Source organism: Ornatilinea apprima (assembly GCF_001306115.1).
In the GTDB taxonomy this organism is placed as follows: Bacteria; Chloroflexota; Anaerolineae; order Anaerolineales; family Anaerolineaceae; genus Ornatilinea; species Ornatilinea apprima.
Genome location: NZ_LGCL01000026.1, coordinates 55,927 through 72,866, shown reverse-complemented (window position 1 = coordinate 72,866; position 16,940 = coordinate 55,927). Strand labels below are relative to the sequence as shown.

At 54.3% G+C, this 16,940-nt stretch carries 19 protein-coding genes and 1 tRNA gene; 6 read left to right on the top strand and 14 right to left on the bottom strand.

Features of this window, described 5'->3' with window-relative positions:
• The first annotated feature begins 64 nt into the window (after window positions 1-64).
• The 4 genes from secG (at window position 65) to ADN00_RS11995 (ending at window position 3,469) form a co-directional block, all read left to right on the top strand.
• The gene (gene secG, locus ADN00_RS12010; protein WP_075063234.1) at window positions 65-292 is read left to right on the top strand and encodes a preprotein translocase subunit SecG; all 228 of its coding nucleotides are present in this window, start codon (window positions 65-67) and stop codon (window positions 290-292) included.
• 88 nt (window positions 293-380) lie between these two features.
• Window positions 381-2,069, top strand: coding sequence for a peptide ABC transporter substrate-binding protein (locus ADN00_RS12005; protein WP_075063233.1), 1,689 nt, complete (start codon window positions 381-383; stop codon window positions 2,067-2,069).
• 116 nt (window positions 2,070-2,185) lie between these two features.
• Complete coding sequence (locus tag ADN00_RS12000) at window positions 2,186-2,746, top strand: cob(I)yrinic acid a,c-diamide adenosyltransferase (RefSeq protein ID WP_075063232.1); 561 nt, start codon at window positions 2,186-2,188, stop codon at window positions 2,744-2,746.
• A 3-nt stretch (window positions 2,747-2,749) separates the two neighbouring features.
• Window positions 2,750-3,469 carry a DUF554 domain-containing protein gene (locus ADN00_RS11995; RefSeq protein ID WP_075063231.1) on the top strand — a complete coding sequence of 240 codons (720 nt, stop codon included), beginning with the start codon at window positions 2,750-2,752 and terminating at the stop codon, window positions 3,467-3,469.
• A 13-nt stretch (window positions 3,470-3,482) separates the two neighbouring features.
• Here the strand turns inward: ADN00_RS11995 and ADN00_RS11990 are convergent, their stop codons facing one another.
• From ADN00_RS11990 to ADN00_RS11930, 13 genes are all read right to left on the bottom strand, one after another.
• On the bottom strand, window positions 3,483-4,409 hold the full coding sequence (locus ADN00_RS11990; RefSeq protein WP_075063230.1) for a GNAT family N-acetyltransferase: 927 nt from the start codon (window positions 4,407-4,409) through the stop codon (window positions 3,483-3,485).
• Between the two features lies 1 nt (window position 4,410).
• Entirely contained in the window at window positions 4,411-4,953 is a 543-nt protein-coding gene (locus ADN00_RS11985) for a tetratricopeptide repeat protein (protein WP_075063229.1), read from the bottom strand.
• On the bottom strand, window positions 4,953-5,633 hold the full coding sequence (locus ADN00_RS11980) for a helix-turn-helix domain-containing protein (RefSeq protein WP_075063228.1): 681 nt from the start codon (window positions 5,631-5,633) through the stop codon (window positions 4,953-4,955). The genes ADN00_RS11985 and ADN00_RS11980 overlap by 1 nt, the downstream gene beginning before the upstream one ends.
• Window positions 5,634-5,716: 83 nt before the next feature.
• The gene (locus tag ADN00_RS11975) at window positions 5,717-7,033 is read right to left on the bottom strand and encodes a CpaF family protein (RefSeq protein WP_075063227.1); all 1,317 of its coding nucleotides are present in this window, start codon (window positions 7,031-7,033) and stop codon (window positions 5,717-5,719) included.
• On the bottom strand, window positions 7,020-7,337 hold the full coding sequence (locus ADN00_RS11970; protein ID WP_075063226.1) for a DUF6812 domain-containing protein: 318 nt from the start codon (window positions 7,335-7,337) through the stop codon (window positions 7,020-7,022). The genes ADN00_RS11975 and ADN00_RS11970 overlap by 14 nt, the downstream gene beginning before the upstream one ends.
• 22 nt (window positions 7,338-7,359) lie before the next feature.
• Window positions 7,360-8,046: a response regulator transcription factor gene (locus ADN00_RS11965; RefSeq protein ID WP_236691512.1), complete on the bottom strand. Its 687-nt coding sequence runs from the start codon at window positions 8,044-8,046 to the stop codon at window positions 7,360-7,362.
• Window positions 8,047-8,063: 17 nt separating this feature from the next.
• Window positions 8,064-9,281 (bottom strand): GAF domain-containing sensor histidine kinase, encoded by a 1,218-nt coding sequence (locus ADN00_RS11960; RefSeq protein WP_160317522.1) that lies wholly within the window; start codon window positions 9,279-9,281, stop codon window positions 8,064-8,066.
• 46 nt (window positions 9,282-9,327) lie between these two features.
• Window positions 9,328-10,410 (bottom strand): sensor histidine kinase, encoded by a 1,083-nt coding sequence (locus ADN00_RS11955; protein ID WP_075063223.1) that lies wholly within the window; start codon window positions 10,408-10,410, stop codon window positions 9,328-9,330.
• On the bottom strand, window positions 10,398-11,981 hold the full coding sequence (locus ADN00_RS11950; RefSeq protein ID WP_075063222.1) for an amidohydrolase: 1,584 nt from the start codon (window positions 11,979-11,981) through the stop codon (window positions 10,398-10,400). Before ADN00_RS11950 ends, ADN00_RS11955 begins: the two co-directional genes overlap by 13 nt.
• Before the next feature lie 4 nt (window positions 11,982-11,985).
• Window positions 11,986-12,843 carry a ParB/RepB/Spo0J family partition protein gene (locus ADN00_RS11945; RefSeq protein ID WP_075063221.1) on the bottom strand — a complete coding sequence of 286 codons (858 nt, stop codon included), beginning with the start codon at window positions 12,841-12,843 and terminating at the stop codon, window positions 11,986-11,988.
• Between the two features lie 11 nt (window positions 12,844-12,854).
• Window positions 12,855-13,646 carry a ParA family protein gene (locus ADN00_RS11940; RefSeq protein WP_075063220.1) on the bottom strand — a complete coding sequence of 264 codons (792 nt, stop codon included), beginning with the start codon at window positions 13,644-13,646 and terminating at the stop codon, window positions 12,855-12,857.
• A gap of 3 nt (window positions 13,647-13,649) precedes the next feature.
• Window positions 13,650-14,510: a PfkB family carbohydrate kinase gene (locus ADN00_RS11935; RefSeq protein WP_082390102.1), complete on the bottom strand. Its 861-nt coding sequence runs from the start codon at window positions 14,508-14,510 to the stop codon at window positions 13,650-13,652.
• A 23-nt stretch (window positions 14,511-14,533) separates the two neighbouring features.
• The gene (locus ADN00_RS11930; protein ID WP_075063218.1) at window positions 14,534-15,040 is read right to left on the bottom strand and encodes a zinc ribbon domain-containing protein; all 507 of its coding nucleotides are present in this window, start codon (window positions 15,038-15,040) and stop codon (window positions 14,534-14,536) included.
• Between the two features lie 156 nt (window positions 15,041-15,196).
• Between ADN00_RS11930 and radC the strand changes: the two genes are divergently transcribed.
• Window positions 15,197-15,907, top strand: coding sequence for a RadC family protein (gene radC / locus ADN00_RS11925; protein WP_075063217.1), 711 nt, complete (start codon window positions 15,197-15,199; stop codon window positions 15,905-15,907).
• Between the two features lie 68 nt (window positions 15,908-15,975).
• Window positions 15,976-16,048 (top strand) — tRNA-Met (locus ADN00_RS11920).
• A 103-nt stretch (window positions 16,049-16,151) separates the two neighbouring features.
• Here ADN00_RS11920 and ADN00_RS11915 read toward each other — a convergent pair.
• The gene (locus tag ADN00_RS11915; RefSeq protein WP_075063216.1) at window positions 16,152-16,820 is read right to left on the bottom strand and encodes a hypothetical protein; all 669 of its coding nucleotides are present in this window, start codon (window positions 16,818-16,820) and stop codon (window positions 16,152-16,154) included.
• Window positions 16,821-16,940: the final 120 nt, after the last annotated feature.

The window sequence follows — 16,940 nt, the reverse complement described above, 5'->3', positions numbered from 1 at the left end:
GTTGACGATTTCCGGTTGATACAGGTATAATCTGATTTGCTTTCATCGACAGGAGGAAAAACGCGTGAATTTAAGTGACTTCTTTGATATCGCATTGATTATAACTTCGATTGCGTTGATCGGCAGTGTGATTTTACAAAATAAGGGCGTGGGTCTTGGAGGCCTGACGGGCGCTGACTCAAGCAGCGTGTTTACCGCACGGCGCGGGATTGAAAAGACCTTGTTTTGGATCACCATCGGTCTGAGCGGTTTGTTTTTCATTCTTACTATTCTGGCGGTTGTGGTCAGCTGATCGTTCTGAGCCAATCGTATCCCAACTCATTCACCCAAATATCTGGGCGACTCGTCCTTGAGGGAGATCGCCCTTTTCCTATTTGCTTATGAAAAAGCTACGCTGGCAGTTGATCATCATTTTCTTGACCGGTCTGGTGGTTGGCATTCTGTTGTTGAGTGAACAACCCGAACCGGCCAGTGTGTTTGTCCCCGAACCTGTACAGGGCGGTATTTATACCGAGGGGATGGTTGGCATGCTGCAGCGGTTGAATCCGGTGTTGGATTTTTATAATCCTGTAGATCGCGACATTAACCGGCTGATTTACAGCAGCCTGATCCAGTTTGATTCGGCAGGCAACCCGCAGCCAGACCTGGCAGCTGCCTGGGGCTATGCCAAAGACGGCACCATCTACAACTTTGAGCTGTATCCGAATATCAAGTGGCATGACGGACAGCCGCTGACCGCGCAGGACGTAGTGTTCACGGTTGACCTGCTGCGCAACGGCGACCCGGTCGTGCCGGCGGATATTCAGGCCTTCTGGAATGAAATTGAGGTGGTTGCGTTAAGCGACACCACACTGCAGTTCCGCTTGCCAGAGCCATTCGCGCCTTTTTTGGATTACCTGACCTTTGGCGTGCTTCCCAATCACCTGCTGGCCGGCAAGACGATGGCGGATTTGATTGACGATCCGTTCAATCTTCAACCCGTAGGCAGCGGCCCTTATCAGTTCGACCGCTTGCTCGTGGAAAACGGCGAGATCAGCGGTGTGGTGCTGAATATGAACAGCGCCTATTACCGCCAACCTGCCTATATTGAACAAATTGTGGTGCGCTTCTACCCCGACGCGCCCAGTGCGCTGGATGCCTACCGGGCCGGCGAAGTGCAGGGAATCAGTGAAGTAACCGCGGACATTCTGCCCGATGTTCTAGCTGAGCCCAATCTGGCGCTGTATTCAGGGAATACGCCGGATTTGATGTTGGTTTTCCTCAATTTGAATAACCCTGAAGCGGCGTTTTTGCAAGAAAAAGAAGTGCGCCAGGCGTTGATGTCTGGGATCAATCGTCAATTGATCGTGGATAAGATTATGGGCAGCCAGGGCGTGTTGGTGGATGCTCCATTGATGCCAAACACCTGGGCCTACTCGGACGCGCTGCCGCCCCGAGAGTACGAGCCGGATACTGCCACTTTACTGCTGAAAGAGGCGGGTTACACAATCACCGGTGAGGAGAACGTGGTGCGCCAGAAGCAAGGCACTCCCCTTTCAATTGATTTAATTTTCCCGGATGAAGACCCGTATTACGCCATAGCTGAGCAGATTCAAAAAGATTGGTTAGCCATTGGCGTGGAAACCAACCTGACGCCTCTGGGGTATGAAGAACTGGTCGGTGATCGTCTGGAAAACCGCAATTACGAGGCGGCTTTGGTCAAGTTGAGCCTGAGGGGCAGCGCTGACCCGGACCCTTATCCGTTTTGGGACCAGGCTCAGGCCACTGGCGGGCAAAACTATTCCCAATGGGATAACCGGCTGGCGAGTGAATATCTGGAAGCTGCGCGGATCACCCCCGACCTTCAAGAACGCAAACGGCTGTATCACAACTTCCAGGTGTTGTTCCAGGAAGAGGTTCCCTCTATTCCGCTGTTCTATCCAGTCGCCAGCAGCGCGGTGGATTATAAAGTGCAAGGTGTGCAGATTGGTACACTCTTTGAGCGCAGCGACCGCTATAATCTAATCAACGAGTGGTTTTTGGTGGCTAATCCAGCGTCGCGCCGGGCTGCAACCCCAGTGGCTGAATAGCGGTTTGCCATCTATCGAAAAAGTACTGCCCGTTCGCTTGCGGGATTTTTCTTCCGCGAGCTGTAGAACGGGTGGTTTTCTATATGTGGCATCATTTATTTGGAAGGAGGCAGGCCATGCGCGAATTTTTTACCCGCCGGGGAGATGGGGGCGAAACCGGCTTATTGGGCGATGAGCGGATTGCGAAAAGCGATCTACGCCTGGAAGTATTGGGCAGTATTGATGAGGCGAATTCCGCGTTGGGTATGGCGCGCAGTATAGCAGTGAGAGAAGAATCGCGCGCGACGCTTTTGAAAGTACAGCGTGATTTGTATGGTCTGATGAGCGAAATCGCGACGACAGAAAAAACCGCCAATGCTTTTCCCAAGGTAGCCGCGGAGCAAGTTGAATGGCTGGAGGCGATGATCGCCCAGTTGACGAACAGCACTTCTATTCCCAGAGAGTTTATTGTGCCGGGCGACACGCCTTCGGGAGCGGCGCTGGATGTGGCCCGCACTACGGTGCGGCGCGCGGAACGTCGCTGTGTTGCCCTGTTTCAGGAAGATACGCAGCGCAACCCGGAGATTCTAAAATACCTGAACCGCCTTTCCTCTCTGTGTTTTGTGATGGAATTATCTGAAAACCAGGCTGCTTCTGGCAAAGACAGCCCAACTTTTGCAAAGCAAGAAAGATCATAGAAGATGGGAACCCTCTTAAACGTTATTACAATCATTGTTGGCGGCGTTCTGGGCACCTTTTTTGGTGACCAGTTGCCTGAACGGGTTCGGACGACGGTTGTGGCCGGCCTGGGGCTGTTCACCACGGCTTACGGTGCTTCGTTATTCCTCAAATCGGAAAACACGCTGATTGTGGTGATCAGCGTGTTGATTGGCGCGCTGCTAGGTGAATGGTGGCAGATTGAGGAAGGGCTTAAAAACCTGGGCGGCTGGCTGGAGCGCGTATTGTCGCATGGGCGAGACCGTACGGCTGAGAGCCAGGCGCGGTTTATCCGCGGTTTTTTGACTGCTTCGCTGGTATTTGTGATTGGCCCTATGGCGATTTTGGGCTCGATTCAGGATGGACTGACGGGTGATTACAGCACGCTGGGAGTGAAGGCCATTCTGGACGGATTTGCCGCGCTGGCGTTTGCTTCCTCGCTGGGGGTGGGGGTCATTTTTTCGTTTGTGGTCATTCTGGTCTACCAAGGTGGGATAACCCTGCTGGCAGCGCAGATGCAGAATTTCTTTTCTACCAGTATGATGAATGAGATGAGCGCGGTGGGCGGGGTGCTGCTGCTGGGCATTGGTATGGGCAGCCTGTTGGAATTGAAGAAAATCCGCACCGGCAATTTCTTGCCCGCGCTGGCGGTTGCTCCGCTGCTGGTGTGGCTGCTGCAAGTGTTGGGGGTTACCCTGCCGTGAGCAGGATTTCGGTCTAAGTCGGATACACATACACAGGAAATGATTCGCCGGTTAACACAAAACCGGCTTTTTTATATAACGCGATGGAGGCATGGTTGGTGTGCTGGGTGTTAACCGAAATGGTACGCACGCGCCGGCGGGTGAATTCGGTAAGCAGGTCTTCAAGCATTCGGGTTGCCAGGCCCTGGTGTTGAAACTCAGGAAGCACAGCCAGGCGTGCCAGGTGAGCGTGGCTGCCGGTGCGGGTGCTGATCTGGTAGGCGATGATTTGCGAATGGCATTTAAGCACGGAGGCGTAGGCTGATTGTAGGTATGCGTGTGCGATTTCATCGGCAGAAATGCGCCAAAGACGATCAAAGGCGCGGTGGTCAACCTCGCAGACGGTTTGAAGGTCTTCTTCAGTCATCGGTTGAATACTCACGTGCGGCGGAAGGGCAGTGGGGTGGAGTGCGCGGCGAGTCCATTCCAGAACAATGATGTTATGGTGATGCTGGAAGCCAGTGTGAAGCAGCAGGCTGCTGAACCATTCATGCAAAGACAGCGCTGCAAGCGTGAAGCCTTTTTCGGCTTGTAGCGCTTCTAAAACAGGCGGAAAGAGGGCTTCCCAGGCCTGGCGGGCATCAAAGGGTGAATTAGTGGCATACAGGCGCACCCAGGCCATTCCAGGCAGGTCGGGCGGGCAGGCAAGCGCTGCCTGGATGAAACCATCTTCTTCGAGAACATAAAAGGGCTGGTGGGATAGCCAATGGGAGGCAGATCGCCAATCTAAGTGGCGGTGAACGTAAAACCCCACACTGAGTAAGATGGAAAGGTCGTCCTCGTCGAGAGGTGTGGCCTGGCGAACCGTGTAGGTCTTGGTTCGCGGATTCCAGAAGCGCGGCAGGCGGTGGGCTGAAAGGCCTTCTTCTTCAAAACCGGCGGGGTCGTCGCTGCCCATCATCTTACTTTATTTGTTTGAAGGGGATACCCAGAAGCTTTTGCAGCAGTTTTTCCCGCAGGCTGAGCTTCTTTTGCTGGTCAAGGGCGGCGTTCATGGAGGCCAGGGCTTCCAACTGCCGGCCGGTGCGTACCTGCAGGCTGGATATGCTTTTTAAGACGAAGGCGCGGGTTTCTGCCTGGTCTTTGTGAGGTTTGAGCAAATCCGCGGACTGTTGGTACAGGGATAGGGCGGTTTCAAGCTGCCCCAATGCTTCTTGGGCGGCAGCCTGATTGCCCAGTGCCATGGCCTGTTTCACCGTGTCTCCGGCTTGCTCAAAGACCTGATCCGTGCCTTGAACAGCCGCCAGCGCGCCCGCGGCATCCCCAGCCTGCAGGCGGGCAACGCTGAGATTGTTTGCCATTTCTGCGGCGGTTAGGGCATCTCCGGCCTGCACGGACAGGGAATGGGCGCGCTCAAAGAGAGACGCGGCTTCGCCATACCGTCCGGCCTGGAACGCGGCGCGGGCTTCTTCGGCAAGCTGCTGTGCCTGGCTGGGAGTGTTCATCAGAGTGTGATCTCCAAAATGCCTTCGGCGATGGATCGCAGCCGGTCGCTGGAGAGGCTGCTGAGGCGCATAGCCAGTTCAATGTAGGGCAGGTTGGTAGGCTGGGAAATGAATTTCTTCACATCATCCGGCAGTTCCAGCAGCGGACGGGCACTGCCGATCTGCGCGCGCCAATTACCCGGCTGGCCGCTGGGGTCGATCAGGTCTTCCATGCGAAGGCCGATCTCCTGGGCGATGAATTCCAACTCTGGCACGGGAATCTGCTCTTCTCCGGCCTCATAGGTTTGTAATGTTTCCAACGGCAGAAAAGTCTGCTGGCTCAATTGTTCAAGAGAAAGGCCGGCTTCTTCGCGGCGAGCGCGCAGTAATTGGCTGATCTCCTCATTGCGCGCCGCGTGTGATGGATCCGGTGTCTCCTCTTTGCTGGATTCTTCGAGCGGCTTATAAGGTTGGCTGCCCCAAAAATGTTCAACCGGCAGGTTCAGATAGAATGAAAAAGCTTCCAACTCTGGCAGCGAGGGAGAACACTGCCCGGTTTCGATGGCTTTGAGCTGGTCTTGAGAAACGCCCATGGCGCGAGCGCAGTCATTCAGAGAGCGGCCGGCGGCCTGACGGGCATCCGCAATCAGTAAACCCATTTTCTTGCGGCGCAGACGGAGAAGAAGTTGTTTTTTGTCCATTGCGTTTACACGTCCATTCATGGTTTTCAATTGAACCAGATTATGTAGAAATTATACATCACTGCGGCAAGTTTGATTTGATGTCAGCGCCGCCGTGACGAAGAGATCATATCGCCCAGATTTGCGCCAAACACGGTAGCGGGCAGGTTGAAACCAGCCGCCTCCAGGCGCGGAATAAACATGGGCCGAATTCCGGTGGGTTTCAATTCGCCGATGATGGCACCATCCGGGCCGATGCCGGTCTGGTCAAAGCGGAAGATGTCGCTCATGACCACAGTGTCGCCTTCCATTCCCGCGACTTCTGTGACTGCTGTTACTTTCCGGCTGCCGTCGCGCAGGCGCGATTGCTGTACGATCAAGTCTACCGCGGAGGCAATTTGCTGGCGGATGACTTTGAGCGGCAAATCCATGCCCGACATGAGAGACATTGTTTCCAGGCGTGAGATGGCGTCGCGCGGGCTGTTGGCGTGCAGGGTGGTCAGCGAACCGTCGTGGCCGGTATTCATTGCCTGGAGCATATCCAGCGCTTCTCCGCCACGGACTTCTCCGACGACAATGCGGTCGGGGCGCATGCGCAGTGCGTTACGCACCAGGTGGCGAATGGGCACTTCATTATGGCCGCTGGAGTCGGCGGGTTTGGTTTCCAGGCGTACGACGTGCTCTTGTTGCAGTTTGAGTTCGGCGGCGTCTTCGATGGTTACAATGCGCTCTTCTTCAGGGATGAACCCCGATAAAACGTTCAGGAGAGTGGTTTTACCCGAACCAGTTCCACCCGAGATGATGACATTCAAGCGCGAGACCACACAGGCGCGGATGAATTCAGCCATCTGGGGGGTGAGCGAACCAAAAGCGATCAACTGGTCAACGGTGAGCTTGTCTTTTTGAAATTTGCGAATGGTAATGGAGGGGCCGTCAATCGCGACTGGAGCAATGACGGCATTGACGCGCGAGCCGTCTGGCAAGCGCGCGTCCACAGTGGGGTTGTCGCGGTCAATATGGCGGCCGAGCGGAGAGACGATGCGGTCGATCACGCGCAAGACGGCGTTATCATCCTCAAACATCACCTGGGTGCGGACTAACTTGCCTTTGCGCTCAATATATATCTGGTGGGGGCCGTTTACCATCACTTCACTAATTTCGGGATCATCCAAGAAGGGCTGCAGTGGGCCAAAGCCTACGATGTCATCCAGAATATCACGGAACAACTGATCTCGCAGCCCAACTGGAAGCTGCAGTTTTGTGGCCTGATAGGCTTGCTGGAGAATGGAATTTACCATTTCTCTTCTCTGCTGGGCCGGCACCGATTTGCCCTCTAATTCACGGGAGATGGTGGTAATCAGGTAAGATTTAAGTTTCGATAAATCGACGGATTTAAGGCTGGACGTATCAGGCCTTTCCATGCTCCTCCTCCGGGTTTTCGTGAGGCTGCAGCTGCTGGATCGGGATGATCCAAACAATTTGCGAGCGATTAACCGCAATAAAGTGAGTCCGGTACAACTCGGTACCATCAAGAGAATGGACGGCGGCGCTGGTTACCGGTAAGAATGTCTCTGGCTGGTCCAGTTCATCTTTGAGGCGGTCTTCAGGACGAACATGAATCTGGCCGATGATTTTGAATTGGGTGGTCTGAACAATGACATCTACCGGCTCTTTGGTGATGACATGCGTGAAAATTTTGCTTTTATTCTCAAATGCGTCGTACATCCTGTTTGTTCCTCTGTTATGGTTATTCGGCTGGCATGATGTAGCCCAAGCCAGGGCGCGTGACGATATGTTGCGGATTATGCGGCTCGTCTTCCAGTTTTTGGCGTAGGCGGGCAATGCTGACCCATAGAATTTCTTTATCTTCGCGGTACTGGGGTCCCCAAATGGCGACGAGCAAGTCTTCTGAGGAAAGCACTTCGCCAATGTGCTGGGCAAACTGGATCAGCAGGCGGTACTCGGTGGCCGAAAGAAAGATGGGTTTGTTGTCTTTCCACACTTCGGCGCGCGCGAAGTCAATTTTCAAATTGCCGTGAACAAAATAGCGGTTTTGGGTAATTTGCTCAGTGCTGTGCGCGCGGCGTAAGACGGCCCGCACGCGGGCGATGAGCTCGGTGGCCGAAAAGGGCTTGACGACATAATCATCCGCACCTGCGTTCAACCCGGTTACGCGGTCTTGTTCTTCTCCGCGAGCCGTCAGGATGATGATCGGCACATTGGAAAACTGGCGAATGCGCTCGCAGGCCGAGATGCCGTCCAGCTTGGGCATCATCACGTCCATCACTACCAGGTCTGGATTGCGATTGGCAACGATTTCTACGGCCTGCTCTCCATCTCCGGCTGTGATGACTTCATAGCCTTCCTTTTCCAGGTTTACCGTTAACAGATGCTGGTATAGGGTTTCATCATCTACAGCCAGTATTAAGGTCATCATACCCTCCCTGTTGGTCAGCCTAATCCCATTGCTTCTGGCGAATGGTGAGGCAGCAATATTTGGAATTCGGTTCCTTCGCCTACCTTGGATTTTACTAAAATTTCACCCGCGTGGGCATGGATGATCAATTTACAAATGAATAATCCCAGCCCAGAACCCCGAATGGTGGGCGATTGGTCGGGGTTGCGGAAAAAGCGGTCAAAGATTCGCGGAAGAAGTTCAGGGGGAATACCCGGCCCAAAATCGGTGATAGAAATGCGAGTCTTATCTGCCGTCTGGTGGATCGAAATGATAACTTCAGAATCAGGGGCGTATTTGGCGGCGTTGGAGATGATATTCTCAATGACCTGAGAAAGCCGCCGAGAATCTCCAATGATCGGCTCTAACTTTTTTGGAAGTCTTGTCCGAATTTTCATTTCCGGAAAATTCATCTTCGCGCGAAGAATGATGTCATTGGCCAGGGCATCCAGGCGGACGTATTGAAAATTCATTTTCATCTGCCCGGACTGAAGGCGGGCTGAGTCGAGAATATTATCAATCAGTTCCTGCAAGTGGTCGGTTTCGGTGTCGATAATTTGGAGAAATTCGTTTTGAGTTTGTTGGTCCCAGGTGGTGTCTGACCGCAGGAGGGTGGTGGTGTAGCCTTTGATGAAGCCAAGCGGGTTGCGCAGTTCATGGGTGATGGTGGAAATAAAATCATCTTTCAGCTGGTTCTGGCGATCTCTTTCGGCTAACTGTGAATAGCGTTTGGATAACTCATCCCGCTCGATCAGCAGGGCGATTTGGTTGGCAATAAATCTTGCGAGTTGGATGCCATCCTGGTTGAAGGGCGGCCCGCCAAAGCGAATTATGATCAGCGCGCCGATCAGTTGCCCGGAGACTTTCAGGGGAATGCCCAAAATGAACGGCAGGGCGAGGCGGTCCTTTTGTTCGGTATCTTGTGGTTCAGTGCAGATAATCTTCCCTTCGCGAAGGATGTTGTTCGCGATTTCCTCGCCCCAAGAGATGTCGGCTTCGGCCCGCTTTCCGCGACCCATCGCCCGGGCAAAAATCACTTCCATGTTTTGGGTTTGATAATCTGTTTTGTAGACAACCAGATTATCAAAGATAAAGAAAGACCGCGCCATGCGTGAGATTTCCTCCAACGCTGGCTTCCAGCCGGACGCGCTGATAACCATCTGGTTGATGGCATACAGATGCTCTACTTGTGGGCCGATATCCTGGCTTGTCATTTTTTTTCGATCCATACCCGCCAATGCGGCGTTTCACGGCTTTGGTTTAATCAGCCGGATAGTGGTTTGAAAATGGTCTTGAGGAGATAATGGTGAATTCAAAGCGGCTGCCCTCACCGGGTTCCGAATAGACTGATAGAATGGAGCCGTGTGCTTCAACAATTTTTCGGGCAAGGTTTAGCCCCAGGCCGGTGCCACCCGCTTTGCGAGTCGAGGAACTATCAAGCTGGTGGAAAGGCTCAAAGATCTCTTCCAATTTGTCGGGGGGGATTCCAATGCCGGTATCCGTGACGGATAAACGCACAAAGGATCCGTCATTTTCCGCGGCAATGGTGACTTTTCCCCCCGGCTTGTTAAATTTAATGGCGTTATCCACCAACTGCAATAACACCCATAAGATTTTTTCTTGGTCTGCGCGCACCGGCTGCAGGTCTTCTGGACAATTGACTTCTATTTCCATGGAGGTGTCACGCCTTTTGGCCAGAATCTGGCGGCGCAGTTCTTCAAAAAGTAAATTGATGCTGAAAGTTTCAATTTCCAGGTGAACCTGGCCGCCTTCGGTGTTCGAAAAGAGGATCAGGTCTTCAATCAGGTGTTTGAGCCGCTCAGACGATCTTTTCATGATAAAGGTCGCCTGCTCTTGGTCTTCGGTCATGGGACCGAGATCACGCGAGATGAGCAGCTCAATATATCCAATGATATGAGTCAGCGGGGTGCGCAGCTCGTGCGAGATATTGGCAATGAAGTTGGATTTCAGTTGGCTGAGCTCGGACACCTTCTTTAAGGCCATTTCCAGTTCGGCAGTGCGTTCCTGTACGCGCCTCTCCAGGCTCTGATTGGCAGCCTGCAGGGCGGAGCGCAGCTGTAAAATTTGTTCGGTAATGATTTCGTCAAGTGTAGCGCGGTCGATGTAGCCCAAATCAATGAGAATATTCCCTAGCAAGGGGGGGGGCTGGTTTGGCGATGTGAGCTGGCTTTGTTTAATTAAAGCGTCTTTTAGGGCCTGTTGAGAGAGAATACCCCGTTCCACCAGGTAGTCTCCCAAACGTGGGACGAGGATTTCTGGTGTAAGGGTGCGAACCGGAAGGACTGGGTTTTCGTGATTGTCAGTTGAGGCTACTTTTGCCATACCCACTCTCCTTCAACCATTGTGCCAGAGGGCTTCAAAAAATGCAAATCATCGGGCTGCATCTCGAATGGGTCTTGGTCCAGAAGGATCAGATCGGCAAAACACCCGGGAAGCAGGCTGCCTTGTTCTGTTTGCCGCCCATACACCTGGGCGGGAGCGGACGTATAGGCGTGCAGCGCTTGCGCCACCGTCAGCCGTTGGGAAGGATGCCAGCCCTGGGAGCCGGGGTTGCCGTCTGCGCGGCGGCGCGTGACGGCAGCGTGCAGGCCGACGAAGGGATTGGGTGTTTCTACTGGCGCGTCTGAACCAAAGATCAACTGTGCGCCCAAGTCTAATAAGTTTTTAAAGACATAAGCGTTGGCAGCGCGGCTGCCCCAATAGCGATCGGCGGTGAACATATCCGATGTGGCGTGCAGGGGCTGCATGGAAGCGGTGATTCCCAGCGCCTGCAGTCGAACCTGGTCTTGCGGTTGAATCGTTTGGACATGCTCAATGCGATGAGCGCGGCGCGGCAGATGGTTTTGCGCTTCATAATCTCTCAAGCGCGCGTAGGAATCCAAAATTTCCCGGTTGGCACGGTCTCCAATGGCGTGAACGGCGATAGAGATGTGGTTCTTGACCGCTTTTTCAAAGATCGGATAGAAGTGCTGGCTGTCACCGAGCAGCACACCAGTATTGCCTGGATCATCGGAGTAGGGCTCTAGCATGGCCGCGGTATGCGGGCCTAACGCGCCATCGGCAAAGAGCTTTAATGAGCCAACGCGCAGCATGCCATGCCCAAAGCCGGTTTGCAGCCGCATGTCGATGGCGGTGTTGAGGGCGTCTTCGGGGATGCCCTTGGTAACGCGCAGCTTTAACTGGCCGTTCAGATGAAGCAACTGGAGCGCGGCGAAGCAAAGCAGGTCATCAAAATCGTGCGCTGCGGTGATCCCCATTGGCCACAAGGTTTGCTGGGCCTGGTCAAGCAGACCGGCCAGCGCCTCCGCTGAAAACGCAGGGATGGCTCGCTCGATCATCAACATGGCTGATTCGAAGAAGATGCCTTTCGGCTCACCGTTTTCCGCGCGCTGTATGATGCCGCCAGAAGGGTCGGGTGTTTGGCTGGTTATGCCAGCCAGGCGGATGGCCGTGGTGTTGGCCCAGGCAGAATGGATGGCTTTGTCGGTGAGGTAAACGGGATGATTGGGAGCGACGGCGTCCAGATCGGCGGCCGTGCCAAAGCCTTCCGGCCAAACGTTCTGATTCCAACCATGCCCCAAAATCCATTCGCCGGGCTTCAGATCGTGTGCTTTTTGGGCAATGAGATCAAGACAGGCCTGTCGGGAAGCGACCTCGCAATTGACTTTTGCCAGGCTCTGGGCGTACAGCGAGAGGTGAATGTGACTGTCTGTCAGACCGGGAAGTATGGTTTTTTTTGCCAGATTGACGATCTGGCAGCCGGGGCGCGCCAGATTGAGCACGTCGGGGTCGCTGCCCAGCGCCACCACGCGCCCATTTTCAATCGCAATCGCGGACTGACGCGAGGCAGGGTCGGCTGTTGGATACAGTTTGGCGTTATGAAAGATCTGCAAAGGGTTACTCCTTTAATAAAATCGACAGGAGCGTATCCAGCTCTTCCGTAGAGTAGTAGTGGAGGGTAAGCGTGCCGCCTTTTTTGCCGTGGCGCATGGTTACGCGGGTGCCTAACTGGTCGCGCAGTTTTTCTTCAAGCGCTTTAATTTCAGGAGCAATGGGCTTGCGCGGCAGGGCGGCGGGTTTCTCGCCGCTCAATTTTTGGACCAGCTCTTCGGTCTGGCGAACGGTGAGTTTTTGGTTGAGGATGGTTTGCAGGGCTGCCACCTGGGCCTGGCTGGATGTGAGCGCCAGCAAAGCACGGGCGTGACCTTCGGAGATTTCTCCCAAGGTAAGCGCTTTCAGGATTGATTCGGGAAGCTTGAGCAGGCGCAAAGTGTTAGTGACGGCCACGCGGCTTTTGCCCACCCGCACGGCGATCTCTTCGTGAGAAAGGCCAAAATCATTGTGCAGATGCTGGTAGGCCTCCGCGGTTTCTAATGGAGAAAGGTCGGCGCGCTGAATGTTTTCGATGAGAGCCAACTCCAACTGCTGCTGGTCATTTACCTGGCGAATAACCACAGGGACGGCTGTCAGGCCGGCCATCGCAGCCGCTTTCAAGCGACGCTCTCCGGCAATGAGGATGTAAGTATCAGCTGCGGCGTCGTATGAGACGATTAACGGCTGGATGATTCCGTGCTCTTTGATCGAAGCGGCGAGGTCTTGCAGGTCTTCTTCGCGCAAAACCTGGCGCGGCTGCCGTGGGTTGGGAACAATTTTGGCAATCGATACCGCCATGCCCTGGGTTGGCGTTTGACCTTCTACCGGTTGGGAGGGAATGAGCGCGTCTAAGCCTTTACCTAAGCCACCTTTGCGAGCCATGTTTGCCACCTTTATTCCATCCCTTCAGGGATCATGATTCCATCCTGCCCCAATACCTCACGGGCCAGGTTTGCATACGCTTTCGCGGCGCTGGATTCGGGCGCGTAGGTGGATAAAGGCTGGCCATACGATGGCGCTTCGGCCACCCGAATGCTGCGCGGAATAACCGTCTGAAAGACCTGATCGGGGAAATATTTTTTCACTTCGGTTACAACGTCCAGGGCCAGGCGCGTGCGGCCATCAAACATGGTCAGCAGAACGCCGCGAACGGGTAAATTCATGGAGAAGGAAGATCGCACGCGGTCGAGGGTTTGCGTGAGCATGCCGAGCCCTTCCAGGGCAAGGTACTCACATTGAACCGGTATCAAAACTCCGTCTTTGGCCGCCACCAGACCGTTGATCGTGAGCATGCTGAGGGATGGAGGGCAGTCGATCAGAATGTAATCATAGCGGCTGAGGACTGGCTCAATGGCTGTGGACAGGCGTTTTTCCTGATGATCCAGGTCAGCCAACTCCACCTCGGCTCCAGCCAGCGCGGGAGAGGAGGGTAGAAGTGAAATCTTCAGGCGCGGATTGTGCAGGATGTGCGGTGAGATTGGCGCGGAACCGAGCAGCACTTCGTAGGTGCCGGTGCGCACCGTGTTTTTATCGATACCCAAAGAAGAAGTCGCATTAGACTGTGGGTCCAGGTCGATAAGCAACACTTTTTGACCGTAATAACCCAGGTAGGCTCCCAGATTAATGGCAGAGGTCGTTTTTCCAACGCCGCCTTTTTGATTGACAAGGGTGTAAATTTTGGCCATCTTTTATGCGTTTCCTATGATTTCTATCAGGCTTTCCTGGACTTCTTGTGGAGTGGGCGGGCTGTTGAGCAGCCGGCGAGTAACGGAGCGGGCGGCGATTTTGGTGGCAAATTCAGCGGCGATCCAGGGGTCGCGGGTTGTTGCCATACGGAAAAAGAAGGCCGCCGCGAAAATATCGCCGGCACCCGTTGCATCAACTTCGTTAACCACCGGGGCGCGAAAGCGGCGCACGTCTCCATTCCAGTAGACGCGGCAGCCGGCATTCGCTTCGGTGACGACCAAAACAGAGGTGAGGCCGTGAATCTCTTCGATGGCGCTTTCGTCTCGCTGCACATCTTCGATGCTGATGATGACGCAGGACGAGCGCCGGTAGATGGATTGAATCTGCGGATGGGGCTGGTAAAACACGGCGCCGTCCTCTTGCCACGCGCGCAGCCATCCCTGTGGGGTCAGCCCGATGAAAGAACGCGGGAACAGGTCAAAGATCTGGGGATCAATCTCCTGGGCTACCGGGCCAAAATGGATGATGGGCGCGGTTCGCCAGGCGGGCGGGACGTGTTGGGGGTGGATGATGGCGGCCTGGCTGTGAAGGGTTTGCGCGCGCCCGGAGGGGGTTTGCACATTTTCAAAGACGGTGGAAACCTTTGTGGGCAGGTTGGATATGGACAACCCGTGCAGCGCGCTGAGGTCAACGCTGGTTGAGATGGCGGTAACCACACCAACCCGCAGCCCCAGCGCCCTGGCCGTGAGGCCGGCGTATGTGGCAGTGCCCCCCAAAATCATCCCCTTGGGGGTGATATCCTGGGTGATGTGCCCGAGTAGTACATAGTCTACGGGTGATGGTGATTCAAGCGACTTGATCATGTGGTTTCAAACAAAGGCGATGATTAGATCGACGAAGGCGGGTTCGACAGGTAGTCACTGGATGGGGCGAGCAGGTCTTCACCTTGCCGCGCGCCAGGCACGGAGGTGCCACAGTAAGGGCAAATGTTCCAGGCGAGTTCAATCGCCTTGCCACAGTTGTGGCAGGCTTTTTTCAGCCGGGTGTGGCAGTTGGGACAGGCCACCCAGTCACTTTGCACTTTACGCGAGCAGCCAGGGCACAGCGCCTGGTCTTCAATGGATTGCAGCAAGGCTTCTTCCTCCAGGGCTTGCTGGTACTCTTCATCAAGGGTGAGTGGGGGCCGCAAAATGAGGTAGATGATAATGCCGGGCAGGAATAATACCGCTACGACCAGGGCTGCCAGTACGCGCAGTAAGGGGTCTCGGGAGCGGCGGCGAATATCTCGAAAGGTCCAAATGATGAGGCTGAGCCACAATGCGGCGGCGAAGGCGGCGGCAAAAGCCGAGGCGACGAGTAAAAAATTGCTGAAGAAGGCCGGATCCATTTTCATAGCTGGAGTTCTCCCAATGAAGAAATTATAGCATGGATGAATTTATTCCATGCCCGGCGGGCGGCCTGGTAAAGCGGTTTTTTGGGGAAGAATGTTGTCTGATTTTGGTTCCTCGGATATAGTATCTGGAGTGCATCACACGATGAGGATAAAAAAATGCCAAAAGACAATGGGAGCATCGGATACCGCATTACCGATTTGGAAAGTAACGACCGGCCGTGCGAGCGCCTGGCAGAGGTGGGCGCGCAGGCCTTAAGCAACGCAGAACTTCTGGCAATTTTGCTGCGGGTGGGCATTCCCGGCGAGAATGCGGTGCAGTTGGGGGGGCGCCTGCTGCGCGATTTGAAGGGTCTGAGCGGAATTCACCAGGCTTCTTTTGATGAAGTTTGCCAGCAAAAAGGGGTGGGGCCGGCCAAGGCGGCCCAGATTAAGGCGGCGATTGAACTGGGGCGGCGCTTGCAGGCTTTTACCGGAGATGACAGGCCGGCGATTCACAGCCCGCAAGACGCGGCTGACCTGGTGATGTTTGAAATGTCGGCGCTGTTGCAGGAGAATCTGTGGGTGCTGCACCTTGATACGCGCAACCGGGTGGTGCACACCGACCGGATTTATAAAGGTTCTTTAAACTCGTCCACGGTGCGGGTGGGCGAGCTTTTCAAGGCGGCGATTCAGCGCAACGCGGCGGCGGTGATCTTGGTGCACAACCATCCCAGCGGCGACCCCGGCCCCAGCCCGGAGGACATTCAACTGACCCGCGCGGCGGTTCAGGCTGGCAAGCTGCTGGATATCAAAGTGCTGGATCACCTGGTGATTGGGCACGGGCGGTTTGTGTCGCTGAAGGAGCGCGGGTTGGGGTTCGATGCGTAAATTTACAGCAGGATTTTGTTGACAAAAAATGGAGAGCGTAGTATTATTGCGCTTGCCCAATCCGGAGCGGCGAGGTAGCTCAGTGGCCAGAGCAGGGGACTCATAAGCCCTTGGTCGTGGGTTCGACTCCCACCCTCGCCACTCATTTTATTTAACTAAACAGAATCACCCATTTTCCAGAGAATGAAAGTGGGTGTTTTTTTAATAAGACCGGTCAGCGGAAAGGAAGGTCAAGCGCGAATTTTTACATCACCGGCAGCTTGAGCGGGGAGAGTATGTCGAGGAGGAGCTTGATCTTAAATTCGTGCTTGGCCAGGAACGATTCAATCCGCTGGCTGATGGGTATTGATTGGTTGAGAAGCTTTTGCTGTTCTTCTTCGTCTTCCGTGTTTGTTTTGACGGTATCCAGGAATTGTTTTTCCACGCCCGGAAATTCATGGGTGAAGACCTCCAGGAAGGCGGTAGATTTGATGCGCAGCAGCTCACTGTTAAAGCTGTAATCAACATAGTGCCCCAGGTTTTTGGCGGCGTGTTCAAATTCGCGCTGCAAGATGGGGTCTTCAAGGCTGAGCTGGATGTATTCGCGTTTTTCGTCTATGAATTGCGGGCGGGTGGAATGATAATAAAAAAGCATGTTGGCAATTTTTAGCAGGGCGGCCTGGTGGCTGGGGGTTTCGTACTTGAGAAAGGCATCGGTCATATAACTTTTAACCTTGCGCTCGGTGATTTTGAAGAAGTTGGCGATATTGTAATTATCCTGGCCCTCGAATAGATTGGCGCGGTAGAAAAGCAGGTTGAAGACGAGAATTTCGGTCTCGCGTTTGGTCATCTCACCCAAGCCGTGTTCCAGAAAGCGGTTAAGAAAGGCCTCAGCAAATTCAATTTTCTGCTGGTCCGAAAGTTGCACAGACATGGATTCCCTCCTGTTGAGCAGCTACTGGCTGTTTTTTCCGTTCCGTGAGAGATGTTGTCAGCGGAATTCATTCCCCTCTTTTTTTACTATACACCCTTTTCGGAGCCGCACAATATAAAA